The sequence below is a fragment of the Pacificispira sp. HM-600 genome (genome assembly GCF_977993705.1).
On record NZ_OZ388079.1, the window covers coordinates 2852078 to 2868004 of the forward strand.

Here is a 15927-nt window from a genome sequence, read left to right on the forward strand (position 1 = left end):
CGTGACCGACATCGATTGGGACGAGCTGCGCGCGGTTGCGACCGAGGCCATGCAGCGGGCCTACGCGCCGTACTCGCGCTATCGCGTGGGCGCGGCCGCGCTCGTGAGCGACGGTCGTATCGTGTCGGGCTGCAACGTCGAGAATGCCTCCTACGGGGTCGGCCTCTGCGCGGAGTGCGCGCTGGTCGGCGACCTGCACATGTCGGGCGGCGGACAGCTCGTCGCGTTCGTCTGCGTCAATAACGCGGGCGAGACGATCATGCCGTGCGGGCGCTGCCGGCAACTGTTGAACGAGTTCGCCCTGCCGGGCATGCTGCTCGAAACCGTGTCGGGCATCCGCACGATCGACGAGGTACTGCCGGATGCGTTCGGTCCCCGCGACCTCGAAGAGGCTGCGCGGTGACGGCTGCGAGCAGCGAGGCATCCGGTTCCATCGAGGCCTACGACGCGGTCGACGTCATCCGCGCCAAGCGTGACGGGGGAGCTGTGCCCGAGCCGGCGCTTCGCTGGATGATCGACGCGTACACCCGCGGCTACGTTTCGGCCGCGCAGATGTCGTCCTTCGCGATGGCGGTGCTGCTGAACGGCATGGAGCGCGACGAGATCCGTGTCCTGACCGAGGCGATGATCGCGTCCGGCGAGCGAATGAGCTTCACGGGACTCGGCAAGACGACCGTCGACAAGCACTCCACGGGCGGCGTGGGAGACAAGATCACCCTGCCGTTGGCGCCACTCGTGGCATCCTTCGGCGTCGCCGTCCCGCAGCTGTCGGGGCGGGGCCTCGGGCACACGGGCGGAACCCTCGACAAGCTCGAATCGATTCCCGGATGGCGTGCGGCGCTGTCGAACGACGAGATGTTCGCCCAACTGCGCGACGTCGGCGCGGTGATCTGCGCGGCCGGCTCGGGTCTCGCTCCCGCCGACAAGAAGCTTTACGCCCTGCGCGACGTGACCGGCACCGTCGAGGCGATCCCGCTCATCGCGTCGAGCATCATGTCGAAGAAGATCGCCGAGGGCACCGATGCGCTCGTGCTCGACGTCAAGTTCGGCTCGGGCGCCTTCATGCAGGACATCGACCGTGCACGCGAACTCGCCCGCACCATGGTCGCACTCGGCACCGATTCGGGCGTCGCGACGACCGCACTGTTGACCGACATGAACACCCCGCTCGGCCTCGCAATCGGCAACGCCAACGAGGTGCGCGAGTCGGTCGAGGTGCTCACGGGTGGTGGACCCGCCGATGTCGTCGAGCTGACGGTCGCGCTCGCGCGGGAGATGCTCGCGCTCGCGGGGCAGCCCGACGCCGACGTCGAGGGTGCACTCGCCGATGGACGGGCCATGGATGCGTGGCGCGCGCTCATCCGCGCACAGGACGGCGATCCGGATGCTCCGCTCCCGGCGCCGCGCGAGACCCACACCATCAGGGCCGGGCGTGCGGGCACCGTGTCCCGGATGGAGGCCCTGCCGTTCGGCATCGCCGCGTGGCGGCTGGGCGCCGGACGCGCCCGAGCCGAGGATGCGGTCGTGCACGCCGCGGGGATCGACCTGCATGTGAAGCCCGGTGACACCGTGTCCGAGGGTCAGCCCGTTTTCACTCTGCTCGCGGACGACTCGGCACGCTTCGACCGCGCACTGGCGGCGCTCGATGGCGCGTGGTCAGTCGGTGACCCGACAGAGGCGCCCGAGCGAGCGCCGCTCGTCCGCGAACGCATCACGGCATGACGTACGACCCACTCGAGAGGAAGGCGATCGTATGACGATCGACGCGAACGGCGACTTCAGAGTGCAGGGGGTTTCGGTGCGCTCGCTGCCGAAGGTCAGCCTGCACGATCACCTCGACGGCGCCGTGCGCATCGAGACCGTCGTCGAACTCGCCGAAGCGGCCGGGATCGATCTTCCCGCCGACGGCGTCGCGGGTCTCGGCGACTGGGTCACGGAGCGCACCGACTCGGGTTCGCTCGTCGAATACCTCTCGGCGTTCGGTGTGGTGACGGACGTCATGCAGACACGCGAGGGGCTCACCCGGGTCGCCCGGGAGTTCGTCGAGGATCTCGCCGAGGACGGCGTGATCTACGGGGAGGTGCGTTGGGCGCCGGAGTTGCACGTCGCCGGGGGTCTGAGCCTCGACGAAGCCGTGGAGGCCGTGCAGGCCGGGATCGAAGAGGGCGAGGATGCCGCGGACCGTTCGGGCCGGAGCATCCGCGTCGGCCAGATCCTCAGCGCGATGCGTCAGACGGAGCGCTCTCTCGAGATCGCAGAGCTCGCCGTGCGTCACCGCGAGCGCGGCGCGGTCGGGTTCGATATCGCCGGCCCCGAGGACGGCTTCCCGCCCTCACGCCTGCGCCCGACCTTCGCCTATCTCGCCTCGGAGTTCTTCCCCGTGACGGTGCACGCGGGTGAGGCGGCGGGCATCGACTCGATCCGGTCCGCGCTGATCGATGGTCGGGCGCTCCGCCTCGGTCACGGGGTGCGGCTGGTATCCGATCTGAACGTCGTCTCGCGCGCGGGCGATGAGGTCGTCGTCACATTCGGGCCGGTGGCGCGCTGGGTGCGTGATCGTGAGATTCCGCTGGAGCTCTCGCCGTCGTCGAACCTGCAGACCGGGGCGATCGAGGCGTGGGGCACGGAGCTGGCGGACCACCCGTTCGATCTGCTGTACCAGCTGGGTTTCTCGGTGACGGTGAACGTCGACAACCGCACGATGAGCCGCACGTCACTGACGCGTGAGCTCGCGCTGCTCGCGCGCGCGTTCGACTACGACCTCGATGATCTGCAGGCGTTCCAGTTGAACGCCGCGGCTGCCGCCTTCCTCTCGGTCGAGGAGCGCGAAGAGCTGATCGAGCTGATCGCCGAGGGTTTCGCGGCCTGACCCGCGTTACTTCCCACGCCGAAACACCCCTCCTGCGGCCAGACACCCCTCGTCGTTGGGTGTTTGGTCGCCCGAGGGGTGTCTCGGCGTCGGGGTCGGGGCGGGTCAGCTGTGGTGGCGGCCGCGGGGGAGCACGAGGGGGGCGCCCGAGACCGGGTCCGCGATCACCTGGCAGTCGAGGCCGAACACCTCGCCGACGATCGTGGGGGTGATGACCGCGGCCGGGGCACCCGAGGCATGAATGCGGCCCTCGCACACCGCGACGAGGCGATCGGCGTATCGCGCGGCGAGATTGAGGTCGTGCAGCACCATGACGATGGTTGTGCCGCGCGTGCGGTTGAGGTCGGTGAGCAGGTCGAGCACCTCGATCTGGTGCGTCACGTCGAGGAACGTCGTCGGTTCATCCAGCAACAGGATGTCGGTCTGCTGGGCGAGCGCCATCGCGATCCACACCCGCTGGCGCTGCCCGCCCGACAGCTCATCGACGGCACGTTCGGCGAGGTCGGCGATGCCCGTCGCGTCGAGGGCATCGGCGACGGCCGCGTAGTCCTCCGCGCTCCAGCGCGCAAGAAATCGCTGATGCGGATGCCGACCCCGGCCGATCAGGTCGGCTACCACGATCCCCTCGGGTGCTGTCGGACTCTGGGGCAGGAGCCCCAGGCGTCGGGCGACCTCGCGCGAGGGCAGGTGATGGATCTCTTCGCCGTCGAGCAGCACCGAGCCGCTGCGGGGCTTCAGCAGTCGCGCGAGCGCACGCAAGACGGTCGACTTGCCGCATCCGTTGGCCCCCACGATCGCGGTGATCTGACCCGCGGGGATCGCCAGATCGAGGTCGTGCACGACCTCGCGATCGCCGTACGAGAGAGTGAGATTGTCGGCCACGAGCCGATCGACACCGGTCACAGGGGTCCTCCCGCACGATTGGTCCGGATGAGCAGATAGATCAGGTACGGCGCGCCCAGCACGCCCGTGATGACCCCGACGGGGTAGCGCGTGCCGAAGGCGAACTGGGCGATGAGGTCGGCAACGAGCACGAGCAGAGCACCGACGAGCGCCGAGGGGAACAACAGCGAGCCTCCCGGGCCGACCACGCGCGCGGCGATCGGTCCGGCCATGAACGCCACGAACGCGATGGGTCCGCTCGCCGCGGTAGCAAAGGCCAGCAGGGCGACAGCGGCCAGGATCATGAGCACGCGGGTGCGATTCGTGCGCACGCCGAGTGCGGCAGCGGTGTCGTCGCCGAGGCTCAGCGCCGCGAAGGACCTCGCCGAGCTCATCAGCAGCGGTCCGAAAACGGCCACGACCACCAACAGCGGCAGCACGCGCTCCCACGAGGCCCCGTTGAGGCTTCCGGTCAGCCACTGCATCGCGACCTGCAGGTCCCAGGCCGAGGCCCGCGACAGCAGGTAGGTGATGAGGCTGTCGAGCATCGCGCCGACACCGATACCGATCAGGATGAGTCGGATCCCCGAGAACCCGGCCTTGTACGACAGGAGGTAGATGGCACCGGCCGTCGCGAGTGCCCCGATGAGGGCGAAGGCCGACACCTCGCGGTCGCCGAGTCCGAGAGTCACTCCCGCGAATACGGCGGCCACGCTCGCGCCCGCGCTGATCCCGATGACATCCGGTGAGGCGAGCGGGTTGCGCAGCAGTGTCTGGAAGGTCACCCCCGCGAGCCCGAAGGCGGCGCCCGAGAGCAGGGCGAGGGTCGCCCGCGGCAGGCGCAAAGTGCCGACCGTGAAGGATGCACCGGGTACGTCCTGACCGAGAATGACCCCGATCACTTCGGCCGGCGAGTAGAAAGTCTGACCGATCATGAGAGTCACCGCGTAGGCGACGACGACCAGCGCGAGCAGGATCGAAGTGGTCCGAGCGCGGCGGCGAGTGCGCGCGCGACGGCCAGCGATGACGGCATCCAGCGTCATAGCTCGCGCACCTTCTGTCGGCGAACGATCCAGATGAAGACAGGAGCGCCGATGAATGCCGTCACGATGCCGACATCGATCTCTTCCGGGCGGGTGATGACGCGCCCGACGACATCGGCGAGGGTCAACAGGGCCGCACCGGCAAGCGCCGAGAAGGGCAGCAGCCAGCGGTGGTCGGTGCCGACCAGGAGGCGGCAGAGATGCGGCACGATGAGGCCGACGAAGCCGATCGGCCCGGCGATCGCGGTCGCCGCACCGGCGAGGATGACCGCCCCGGTCGCGCCGAGGAGGCGTGTCCGACCGACGCGCACGCCGAGCCCCGCCGCCATGTCGTCGCCGAGAGCGAGCGAGTTCATGCCGCGCGCGCTGACGAAGCAGATCAGGACGCCGAGGGCCAGGAAGGGCCCGACGACGAGGATGCGGTCCCAGCTGGCGCCGCCCACGCCTCCGATCTGCCAGAACCGGAAGGTCTCGAGGATGTCGACGCGCGGCAGCAGGATCGCGCTCACGAGTGACGAGAATGCTGCCGCCGACGCCGCGCCGGCGAGCGCGAGCTTGAGTGGTGTGGCGCCGCCGCGTCCGATCGAGCCGACGAAGTACACGAAAACGGATGCCGCTGCCGCGCCGAGAGTTGCGACACCGATGTAGGAGTACGGATTGGTGAGCCCGAAGAAGGCGATCCCGACGACAACCGCGAGAGCCGCGCCGCCGCTGATGCCGAGGATGCCCGGGTCGGCGAGCGGATTGCGGGTGATGGCCTGCATGGCACAGCCCGAGAGGGCGAGGGCTGCGCCGACCAGCATGGCGAGCACCGTTCGCGGCATCCGGAGCGTGACCGCCGCCTCGCCGACGCTGCCGGTGTCGCCACCGAGGCCCGCGACGATCTCGGCGAGCGAGACGTCACGCGCGCCGAAGGCGAGGGATGCCGCGGCCAGCGCGACGAGCAGCGCGACGGTGGCGACCAGCCACGCCAGGCGGACGCCGACGGGTCGCCGCAGGGCTGCGGTCGCTGTCGGTCGCCCACCTGGCGTGAGGGTGGTACTCAAGGGTCGTTACTCAGCCGTTCTGAGTGAGCGCTCCGGCCAGCACGCCGAAGTAGTCATCGATGCCCCACCCGATCGACAGCGGCGAGGGGTTCGCCGATGAGGCGAGCGGCGTCGAGTTCTCGAGGACGGCGATCTGGCCGTTGGCAATCGCCGGGATCTGCGACAGTAGCGGGTCGGCCATGATGGCGTCGACGAGGGCGCCCTCGGCGTCGCCGTAGGTCACCCAGATGTCGACGTCCGAGAAGCGGTCGGCCGCTTCCGCGCTGATCTCGACGTAGAACCCATCGGTGCCGGCCGACTCTTCGGCAACGATCTCCGGTGTAGGCAGGCCGAGAGACTCGAGGAATCCGGGACGCGTGTCGTGGCTCGTGTAGAAACCGATCTGGCTCAGGTCGGTCGCGTCGTGGAACGCGAAGATCAGCTTCTTGTCCTCGAGCTCGGGGTACGCGGCGAGCGCGTCGGCGACCTGGCCATCCAGGTCGGCGACCAGTGCTTCGCCCTCTTCGGCGAGGCCGATCGCCTCGGAGTTGATGAGCGTCATGTCCTGCCAGGACGTGCCCCATGCGACCTCGGGGTAGGCGACGACGGGGGCGATCTGCGACAGGGTGTCGTAATCCTCCTGCGTGAGACCCGAGTAGGCCGCGAGGATGATGTCGGGGTCGGTGTCGGCGACGGCTTCGAAGTCGATGCCGTCGGTCTCGTCGAAGAGCACGGGGGTTTCGGCGCCGAGCTTTTCCAGTTGGTCCTCGACCCAGGGCAGTACGCCGTCGCCGTCGTCATCGCCCCACGTTGCCTTGCTCATGCCGACCGGCACGACGCCGAGGGCGAGAGGCACTTCGTGATTGGCCCACGCGACCGTCGCGATGCGCTCGGGCTTCTCGTCGATGACGGTCTCGCCGAAGGCGTGCTCGATCGTGACGGGGAAGCCGTCCGCGGTGGGCTCGGTGGCGGAGCCGCCATCGGCTGCGGGGGAAGCGCATGAGACGAGGGCTGTGGATGTGAGGGCTGCTGCGACGAGCAGACCCATGCTGCGGGGCACTCTCATGGGAGGTCCTTTCGGGAGGATGGCGCGAGGATTCTCGCTAAGGTAAGCCTAGCCTAACGATGCTCAGGCTTCGAATCGGTTTGGTGTCGTTCGCGTCACATCTCGGCGCGACCGCGCCGCCAGTAACCCATGAATGCGACGGCCTTCCGGTCGACGCCGCGCTCCGAGACGAGGTGGCGGCGAAGTTCCTTGATGGGCTGCGCCTCACCGGCGAGCCACGCGTAGAAGGGTGCCTTCGCGAGCAGCGGATCGCCCTGTGCGTTGGTCGGGACCTCCCAGAGGAGCCCCGCATCGATGTCGACGTCTTCGAGGTCGGTGGGGGACAGCGCCGGAGCATCCAGCAGTTCAGCGGCGGCCGCACGCACGGCCGGGATGAGCGCTGTGCCCACGGCTGCATCGCCTCGCACGACGATTCGCAGGTCCACGCCCTGCGGCGGAAGACTGAGCGCCGCTGCGTCTCGGGCTTCGGGTACCTCGACGACGGCGGTACCCCGCGTGCTCGCGGAAAGCCGCTCCAAGATGCCGGAGATCGCGGGCAGAGCGGTCTCGTCGCCCGCGATCAGCACGCGTTCGACCTGGGCGGGCGGACGCCAGTCCACGCCGCCATGTAACCCGCCGGTGTATCCCGTGTGCGGCACGCACACGATGACGCGGTCTCCGACGCTCGCATCGAGGGCCCACGCCGAGGCGGGTCCCAGCCGGCCGTGCAGTGCAATGTCGACGTCGAACTCGGATGCCTCGGGCCGGACCACTCGAACCGTGTAGGTGCGCATGGGCGGGCGGACCGCGTTGTCGAGTTCGCGCCAGGCTCCGTACCAGTCGTCAGTGTTGACCAACTCATCCAGTGCCGCCGCTGCGTTATCTTCCCCGGACGCGGGGAACAGGATCTTGAACCGTTGGTCGAACCGGTTGTCGGCGACCGTGTGCAGTTCGGGGCCGGTGAGGGTGAAGCGACGGAACGTCGGGCTCACGACCTCGATGCGTGCGACCTCGGCCAGCATGGGCACGAAGGCGACGTCGGGGGAGCGCTTCGGCAGTGTTCGCGTCTGAATGTTCACTTAGGTAAGGCTAAGCGAAGGCGCCGAGCCTCGCAAAGCGGCTCGGGGCTCCGCGTGGCGCTCGGTACCTGTCAGGCCAATTCGGCCTGTCGAGCCGCGACGACCGCCTCGACCCGCGCGAAGAGCGGATGCTCCCGGTCCAGGCCAGTGACGGTCGCGGTGAACTCGGCCGCATCCAGCTCCCGCAGCATCCGCTGTACGTCCGCCGACTGCGGGTCTTCCGCATCCTCGAAAGCGAGGGCGGCGCCCATCGCCGCGACGAGAGCCGAGGTCGCCAGCCCGCGCTCCGCCGCTTCCGCGGCCGGGCCGATGAAGCGCTCGTGGCGCGAAAGCTTACGAAGAGGCTGTCGACCCACCCGCCACACCGTGTCGGGCAGCGCGGGATTGCGGAACCGTTCGAGGATCCGCTCGCGGTACTCGGCGAGCCCCCGCGGGTCGAGTTCGTGCTTCGCGACGAGCAGCGCGGATGTCTCTTCCAGCGTCGCGCTCACGCGCTCCGCGATCTCGGGCACGGCGAGGGCGTCCGAAATGCGCTCGACGCCCGTCCGTGCGCCGTAGTAGGCCGTGGTGGCGTGGCCGGTGTTCACGGTGAAGAGCTTCCGCTCGATATACGGGGTGAGATCCTGCACGAAATGTGCGCCGGAGATCCGTGGCGGGTCATCCCCGAACGGCGGACGCTCGACCGCCCACTCGTAGAAGGGCTCGACCGTCACGTCGACACCGGGGTTGTCTTGCGGGGCCGGGACGATGCGGTCGACGGCGGTGTTGGCGAACACCGCGCGACTTGCGACGGCATCCCAGGCTTCGCCGGCCTCATCGCGGATGTGATCCCGGAGCACGTCCGTGGCGTTGATCGCGTTCTCGCACGCCATGATCTGCAACGGGGGAGCGGACGGATCGCGCAGCGCGAGGCCCGCCAGGATGACCGGGGCCAGAAACTTCAGCACCGTTGGCCCGACCGCCGTGGTCACGACGTTCGCCCCGGCGATCTCGTCGATCACCTCTTGCGGGTTTTCGGCGCTGTTGATCGCCCGGAACCCGGTCACGACCTTGTCGACACCGCCGACTCCGACCTCGTGCACCGTGTATGACTTCTCGGCGTTGATCGCGTCGACGAGCGCCGCCGAGACATCCGAGAAAACGAGTTCGTACCCCGCTTCGTGCAGCAGCAGCCCGACGAAGCCGCGCCCGATATTTCCGGCGCCGAAGTGAACGGCCTTCACGACTCGTTCACCGCGCTGAGGACGGCGAACAGCTCTTCGGGGGTGGAGACGTTCTTCAGAACGGCGACCTCGTCTTCGTCGGAGAAGACGAGCGCGATCTGCGACAGGATCTCGAGGTGCTCATCGCCCTTGCCGGCGATGCCGATGACGAACGTGACGGGCTCCCCACCCCAATCCACGCCGCCGTCGTAGCGAACGACCGAGAGTGCGGACCCGAGGATCGCATCCTTCGTCTCATTGGTGCCGTGCGGGATCGCGAGCTCGTTGCCCATGTACGTCGAGACGGTCATCTCGCGCTGCTGCATCGCGTCGAAATACTGGGACGTCACTGCGCCCGCGGCTTCGAGGATGTCGGCGGCTTCTTTCATGGCCTCCTCCCGCGTCGCGGAGCCGGAGTGGATGCGGACCTGCCCGAGGGTGAGGACGTCGCGTGCCATGGTGATGCCTTTCTGTTGACTGCCTCTAGCGTGTCCCACTTTCGCTCGCTCCGGGAGGCCTATAGCGAACGAAAAGGGGACACGGTCGTACAGGGAGAGCGTTGCGGGGTCGGTGGCGCAGCGCCGACCGACCCCGCAACGGATCAGACCCTACGCACCATCCTGGTGCTGGTCGCGCACGAGTTCCACGACCTCGTCGTACTTCGGCGAGTTCATGAAGTTGTCGACCGAGACGTGGATCGCCTCGGGCGTCTTCTGGCGAGCCCGGTCGGTGAGCTGGTTCTGCGTGATGATCAGGTCGGCCGATCCGTCGAGGTTCGCGATCGCCTTGTTGGTGACCGTGACATCGTCGATGCCCGCCTTCTTGATCTTGTTGCGCAGGACGCTCGCGCCCATGGCAGACGAACCCATACCCGCGTCGCACGCGAAGACGATCGTCTTGACCTGCTTCGTGGTAAGCAGCCCGCCGTCGGCGCGGCCGCCGGTTTCGCGCTCCGTCTCGAGCTTGTCGAGCGCTGCATCCGCGTCACGGTCGGCGGCACGGTCCGAACCCGACGAGACGCGAAGTGCGTCCATCGCGGCCGAGGACTTGCCCTTGTTGGCTTCGGTCTGAGCGATCGCGGCGCCGAACGTGTCGGCTTCGGCGAGCAGGTCCCGCTTGCGCGAAGCCCGCAGGATGACCGCGGTGATCAGGAACGTCACCGTCGCGGCGAGAAGCACCGACAAGTACACGACCAGCAGGTTCGTGATTCCACCAGCAGCCGGACTGGAAGCCGCGGCGGTCACCGCGATGATGCTTCCGGGCGCCGCCGGGAAGGCGAGGCCGCCACCGAGGATCATGTTCGTCGTGACACCGGTCGCGCCACCCGCGATGAGGGCGAGGATCGTCATCGGCTTCGACAGTGCGTACGGGAAGTAGATCTCGTGGATACCGCCGAGGAACTGGATGACCGCCGCACCCGGTGCCGAGGCCTTCGCCGCGCCGACACCGAAGAACGAGAACGCCAGCAGCAGGCCGAGGCCCGGGCCGGGGTTGGCCTCGATGAGGAACAGGATCGACTTGCCGGTCTCGGTCGCCTGCTCGATGCCGAGCGGGGTGAAGACACCGTGGTTGATCGCGTTGTTGAGGAACAGCACCTTCGCCGGCTCGACGATGATCGAGACGAAGGGCAGCAAGCTCAGGCTCACGAGCCACGCGACCGCGGCACCCAGGATGTCGCTGAACCACAGGATCGCCGGTCCGAAGATGAAGAAGCCGAGGATCGCCAGCAGCATGCCGAGGATGCCCGCCGAGAAGTTGTTCACGAGCATCTCGAACCCGGGCTTGATCTTGCCGTCCCAGATCTTGTCCATCCACTTGGTGACATAGGCCGCGAACGGTCCCATGATCATCGCGCCGAGGAACATCGGGATGTTCGTGCCCACGATGACACCCATGACGGCGATCGTGGCGACGACGCCACCGCGCTCGCCGTAGACCATGCGGCCCGCGGTGTTGGCGATGAGGAGGGGCAGCAGGTACGTGATCATCGGGCCGACGAGGCCGACGAACTGCGGGAACGTGTTGCCGTCGTCATCGACCGCCAGCGCCGTCATGGCGCCCGGCCAGTTGATCAGGTCCGCGTTGCCGAAGCCGCCGAGGAGCGGTGCGACCGGGGTCCATCCGCCGAGCCAACCCACCGCGATGAAGAGCATCGTGATGAAGCCCCAGGCGATGAACGCCGCGATATTGGGCATGATCATGCCCGAGAGGAACGTGCCGAAGCGTTGGACTCCGACTCGCGCCTTGTTGACCCCGCTCTTCGCAGGGGTTGACGTCGTCGTCATGACTGTGTCTCTTTCTCTCGTGTGTCGGTCGGCGAGGATGCCGGGGTGGATGCGGCTGTGGCTGCTGCCAAGGCCGCGGATCGTGCGGATGCCGCGTCGTTCGCGGCGAGGGCGGCCTCGGCGATGCGGCGTGCATCCCCGAGCGAGTGGTCGAGCAGGATGGCGCGAACATCCGCGATCGCTGTGGGCGCCATCGAGAGGGTCGTGGCGCCGAGACCCACGAGCACCACGGCCAGGAGCGGGTCTGCCGCCGCCTCGCCGCAGATGCCGACAGGCTTGCCCGTTTCGCGGCCGGCGTCGCCGACCTCACGGATCAGCCGGAGTACGGCGGGGTGCCACGGGTCCTGGAACGACGAAACAGAACCGAGCAGACGATCCGCCGCCAGCGTGTACTGCGTCAGATCGTTCGTGCCGATGGATGCAAAGTCGGCGTGCGCGAGAACACGGTCGGCCAGAAGGGCGCTGGAGGGCACCTCGATCATCACGCCGGCTGTCTTGATCCCGTACTCGCGGGCGATCGTGACGAAGTACTCGGTCTCTTCGACGGTCGCGACCATCGGCGCCATGACCCAGAGGTCGGCCGAGGTTCGCGCATCCGCCTCTGCCAACGCGGTCAGCTGCTCGCGCAGGATGTCTTCGCTCGCCCGCAGCGCGCGCAGGCCCCGGAGCCCGAGCGCCGGGTTCTCTTCGTGCGCGTCGTTGAGGAACGGCAGGGGCTTGTCGGCTCCGGCATCCAGCACCCGCACGACGACCTTCTTGCCCGGGAACGCCTCGAGCAGCTGGGTGTACGAGTCCCGCTGCTGGGCGACCGTCGGCGCCTGACTGGCGCTCAGGAACAGGAACTCGGTGCGGAACAGCCCGACGCCCTCGGCGCCGAGTTCGATGGCCTCGGCTGCGCCCTTCGGCGACCCGAGATTCGCGAGCAGCGGCACCGGGGTCGCGTCGGCGAGGGCTCCCGGGGTGATGGGGGCTGACGCCGCGTCACGTCGCGCGTCCGCCCGGTTCTGCGCCCGGGCGAGCTCCTCGGCGGTCGGGTCGGTGACGACGACGTGCGCCGCGGCATCCACGATCACCGCGTCGCCGTCGGCGAGTTCTTTCGCGGCCGCGACGCCGATGACGGCGACGATGGACTTCTCGCGGGCGAGGATCGCCGTGTGGGACGTCGGCCCGCCCTCGGTCGTGACCAGCGCCAGCACCATGTCGAGGTCCAGCAGCGCGGTGTCGGCCGGCGCCAGATCTTTCGCCACGAGGACGAACGGATGCCCGGGGTCGGGCACGCCCGGGGCCGGCACACCGCGTAGGTTCGCGATGACGCGCTGCGCCACGTCGTCGAGATCCGCGGCGCGTTCGCCGAGGTATCCGCCGACCGCCTCGAGCTGCGCGCGGAACGATTGGAAGGCGTCGAAGACCGCGAACTCGGCGGTCCTGCCGGCCTGGATGCGCGTGTCGAGTTCTTCTTCGAGGGTCGGGTCTTCGGCCATCATGGCCTGGGCCTCGAGCACCTCCTGTGCCATGCCGCCCGCCGTGACGGCGCGGGATTCGAGCTCACGCGCAACCTCGGCGACCGCGGCGCGGGCGCGTGAGGTCTCTTCTTCCGGAGTCAGTTCGCTCGCCACGTCGGCGGGCGCCGGAAGCGGTTCGGCCATGCGCGCGACCGGGCCCTGGGCGACACCCAGGCCGATGCCGACGCCCCGCAGCTCTGCCACGCTCACGCCGCGTCGTGGTCGGTGGTGAGCAGTTCGGCGAGCTTGTCGAGTGTCGCCTCGCCCGCGTCCGCGTCATCCGTGTCGACCGCGAGTGTGACGTAGTCGCCGTGCTCGACACCGAGCGAGATGACCCCGAGGATGCTCGCCGCGTTGATCGGCTTGCCCGAGTCCTTCGCGACGGTGACGGGGAACCCAGCCTCCTTCGCTGCCTGCGCGAACATCTTCGCCGGGCGGGCGTGCAGTCCGTGTGAAGATCCGATACGCACGGTGCGAGTGATCTCAGCCATGGGGTGTCCTTTCAATGGGGGAGTCAATGGTCGGTGGGGGTCAGGGGCAAATCGGTGCTGAGTGCCGGCAGAACGGCTCGCAGCGTGCGCGTGCCATCCATGTCGGCGAAGACGTCGTCGGGGAGCAGGATGACTCGAACGCTCCGCTGCGCGGCGAACTGCTCGAGATCGGGCAGTTCGCGGGCGAGGTGCGGCGCGACGAGAAGGATGTCGGTGGAGTCGAGGTCGACCGCGAGCGACTCGACGGTGCCGGCGAGGGCCTGCACGGAGAGACCGGCGCTCTGCGCGGCATGACGCAGTCGCATCGCCACAAAGGTGCTGGACGCACCCGCGCCACAGATCACGAGGATCCTCATCGATCCGTACCTCCTTCTGTTCCATTGTTGTGAGATCGCTGTGAGCCGACAATGCACTCTCCTTTCCGCCCCCGCGGAAACCTCTGCCGGGTTCCCCGCGTCGAATACGAACGACGTGATTGACTGAGCGGGACGCGCGATATCGCCGCGCGTCAGGCAAGGAAGGCGGCAGCGCGTGACGAGGGCGCGACAGGACCGGGTGATCGCGCTGCTGGCGCGCGATGGCGAGTGGGTCACAGCGGCGACGCTCGCGGATGCACTCGGTGTCACCCCGCGAAGCATCCGAAGCTACGTGACGTCGATCAACGCACGTCTCACGGACGCCGACCCGATCGAGTCCGGCCCGTTCGGGTACCGCATCGACCCGGCCACGGTCGCTTCGCTTCGCAACGTCGCTCCCGATGCCTCGACACCGCGCGATCGCCTGCACGCCCTCGTCCGAGCCCTGCTCGATGCCGACGACGGCATAGATGTGTATGCCACGGCGGCGACGCTCTTCGTCAGTGAGGCGACCCTCGAGGGCGACCTGGCTCGAGTGCGCGCGCTCCTCGCGAGCGCCGGGCTGTCGCTCGAACGCGCGGGCAGCATCCTGCGGCTCCGGGGGCCGGAAGAAGCTCAGCGGCGTCTTCTCAGCCGGCTCGTCCACGACGAGATGGATGCCGGGGCCCTCGAAACACCTCTCCTGCGCCGCTCCCTGGCCGCCGAGTATGTCGACCCGGACGCCCTCGCCCGCTTCAAGGACGATCTCGTGGCCGAGCTCGCAGCGCACGGCTTCTACATCAACGAGTACGCGATTACCGACGTGCTGCTCCACGTGGCGATCGCGGTGGACCGCACGCGCCGCCGCCGCGTGATCGCCGACGCTGCCGACTCGAGCGCCGACTCGGGTGTCGCGGCGATCGTCGGGAGGCTCGCGGAGGACCGCTTCGGTGTGGATCTCGGCCTCGCCGATCGTCGGCACCTCGCCACACTGTTGCAGACGCGTGTGGTCGCGCCCGCCGACGAAGGCGGTGACCAGCGCGAGCTCCTCGAACCCGATGTCGAAGAGGCCGTGCGCGATGCCGTCGGTCGCGCCGTCGATGAATTCGGCGTCGACCTCGGGCACGAGGACTTCGTGCTGCGCCTGGCGCTGCATGTGCAGAACCTGCGGCACCGCTCCCGCGTGGGCGCGTGGTCGCGCAACCCGCTGACGCGGTCGATCAAGTCGAGCTATCCGATGATCTTCGAGGTCGCCGTGTTCCTCGCACTGCAGCTGCAGGAGCGCCTCGGGCTCGAACTTCACGACGACGAACTCGCCTACATCGCGATGCACGTCGGGGGCCGGCTCGAGCGCAGCAGGCGCGCGGATGCGATTGTCACGGCCACGATCGTCTGCCCCGGCTACTACGAGCTGCACGAGCTGTTGCGATCGAGTGTCGATCGGTCGCTCGGCCGCTCGATCGAGGTCGTGACCGTTGAGACACGTGCCGACCCGGATTGGGCAGCGATCTCGACCGACCTGGTGTTGACGACGATCGCGCCGCCCGAGGCATCCGATCGCATCGTCCGCGTACAACCGTTCTTGACCGAGGGGGATGTCGAGCGGGTCGGCGCGGCCGCGGCGCGCGTGCGGCGTGGACGGCGCCTGGCCCGTTTGCGAGGCGAGCTCGAGCAATACTTCGATGCCGCCGCCTTCGTCCGGGGCCTCGATCCTGCGGATTCGGATGAGGCGATCATCCGGCGCCTCGGTGCGCCGCTGATAGCCGCGGGCGTGATCGACGACGACTACATCGAGCGCACGATCGAGCGCGAACGCCTGTCATCCACCGCGTTCACGGACGCGCTCGCCGTGCCGCACGCGCTCACGATGACGGCGACGCGCACGGCGATCTCGATCGCGGTGTCGGAGCAGTCCGTTCCCTGGGGCGACTCACGGGTGCAGGTCGTGGCGCTCGTCGCGTTCAGTGAAGGCGATCGCGCCGCGTTCCAGACGGTGTTCGAGCAACTCGTCGAAGTTTTCTCGGAGCGCGAGAGCGTGCAGAGGATCCTCCGCCGTGGCACCGATTTTCCGGCTTTCCTGGACGAACTCGTGGCGGTCATCGACGGCTGAGCGACCCCTCCCGTACAGTGGGGCGCACGTGCCCAACGGGGCTCATCGATGGCGAAGGC

General features: G+C 68.5%; 15 protein-coding genes. 4 read left to right on the forward strand and 11 right to left on the reverse strand.

What is annotated here, in order from left to right; genetic code table 11:
• Position 1: 1 nt before the first annotated feature.
• The 3 genes from ACXZ1E_RS13700 to ACXZ1E_RS13710 are packed head-to-tail and all read left to right on the forward strand — an operon-like array spanning position 2 to position 2869.
• Positions 2–403 (forward strand): cytidine deaminase, encoded by a 402-nt coding sequence (locus tag ACXZ1E_RS13700; protein ID WP_458041011.1) that lies wholly within the window; start codon positions 2–4, stop codon positions 401–403.
• A complete protein-coding gene (locus ACXZ1E_RS13705) occupies positions 400–1722 on the forward strand; it encodes a thymidine phosphorylase (RefSeq protein WP_458041012.1) in 1323 nt (440 codons plus the stop codon). The genes ACXZ1E_RS13700 and ACXZ1E_RS13705 overlap by 4 nt, the downstream gene beginning before the upstream one ends.
• 31 nt (positions 1723–1753) lie before the next feature.
• A complete protein-coding gene (locus tag ACXZ1E_RS13710) occupies positions 1754–2869 on the forward strand; it encodes an adenosine deaminase (RefSeq protein ID WP_458041013.1) in 1116 nt (371 codons plus the stop codon).
• Positions 2870–2974: 105 nt separating this feature from the next.
• Here the strand turns inward: ACXZ1E_RS13710 and ACXZ1E_RS13715 are convergent, their stop codons facing one another.
• The 11 genes from ACXZ1E_RS13715 to ACXZ1E_RS13765 form a co-directional block, all read right to left on the reverse strand.
• Complete coding sequence (locus tag ACXZ1E_RS13715; RefSeq protein WP_458041014.1) at positions 2975–3772, reverse strand: ABC transporter ATP-binding protein; 798 nt, start codon at positions 3770–3772, stop codon at positions 2975–2977.
• On the reverse strand, positions 3769–4794 hold the full coding sequence (locus ACXZ1E_RS13720; protein WP_458041015.1) for a FecCD family ABC transporter permease: 1026 nt from the start codon (positions 4792–4794) through the stop codon (positions 3769–3771). Before ACXZ1E_RS13720 ends, ACXZ1E_RS13715 begins: the two co-directional genes overlap by 4 nt.
• Positions 4791–5840, reverse strand: coding sequence for a FecCD family ABC transporter permease (locus ACXZ1E_RS13725; protein WP_458041016.1), 1050 nt, complete (start codon positions 5838–5840; stop codon positions 4791–4793). The genes ACXZ1E_RS13720 and ACXZ1E_RS13725 overlap by 4 nt, the downstream gene beginning before the upstream one ends.
• A 10-nt stretch (positions 5841–5850) precedes the next feature.
• The gene (locus tag ACXZ1E_RS13730; RefSeq protein ID WP_458041017.1) at positions 5851–6885 is read right to left on the reverse strand and encodes an iron-siderophore ABC transporter substrate-binding protein; all 1035 of its coding nucleotides are present in this window, start codon (positions 6883–6885) and stop codon (positions 5851–5853) included.
• A gap of 95 nt (positions 6886–6980) precedes the next feature.
• On the reverse strand, positions 6981–7943 hold the full coding sequence (locus ACXZ1E_RS13735) for a siderophore-interacting protein (protein WP_458041018.1): 963 nt from the start codon (positions 7941–7943) through the stop codon (positions 6981–6983).
• 71 nt (positions 7944–8014) lie between these two features.
• Entirely contained in the window at positions 8015–9166 is a 1152-nt protein-coding gene (locus ACXZ1E_RS13740; RefSeq protein ID WP_458041019.1) for a mannitol-1-phosphate 5-dehydrogenase, read from the reverse strand.
• On the reverse strand, positions 9163–9603 hold the full coding sequence (locus ACXZ1E_RS13745) for a PTS sugar transporter subunit IIA (protein ID WP_458041020.1): 441 nt from the start codon (positions 9601–9603) through the stop codon (positions 9163–9165). Before ACXZ1E_RS13745 ends, ACXZ1E_RS13740 begins: the two co-directional genes overlap by 4 nt.
• Positions 9604–9753: 150 nt before the next feature.
• Positions 9754–11430: a PTS mannitol transporter subunit IICB gene (locus tag ACXZ1E_RS13750; protein ID WP_458041021.1), complete on the reverse strand. Its 1677-nt coding sequence runs from the start codon at positions 11428–11430 to the stop codon at positions 9754–9756.
• Entirely contained in the window at positions 11427–13142 is a 1716-nt protein-coding gene (gene ptsP / locus ACXZ1E_RS13755; protein ID WP_458351969.1) for a phosphoenolpyruvate--protein phosphotransferase, read from the reverse strand. Before ptsP ends, ACXZ1E_RS13750 begins: the two co-directional genes overlap by 4 nt.
• Positions 13139–13423, reverse strand: coding sequence for an HPr family phosphocarrier protein (locus ACXZ1E_RS13760; protein WP_458041022.1), 285 nt, complete (start codon positions 13421–13423; stop codon positions 13139–13141). Before ACXZ1E_RS13760 ends, ptsP begins: the two co-directional genes overlap by 4 nt.
• Before the next feature lie 23 nt (positions 13424–13446).
• Complete coding sequence (locus ACXZ1E_RS13765) at positions 13447–13779, reverse strand: PTS sugar transporter (protein WP_458041023.1); 333 nt, start codon at positions 13777–13779, stop codon at positions 13447–13449.
• Between the two features lie 175 nt (positions 13780–13954).
• Here ACXZ1E_RS13765 and ACXZ1E_RS13770 point away from each other — a divergent pair, with 175 nt between their 5' ends.
• Positions 13955–15868 carry a BglG family transcription antiterminator gene (locus ACXZ1E_RS13770; RefSeq protein ID WP_458041024.1) on the forward strand — a complete coding sequence of 638 codons (1914 nt, stop codon included), beginning with the start codon at positions 13955–13957 and terminating at the stop codon, positions 15866–15868.
• Positions 15869–15927 lie beyond the last annotated feature (59 nt).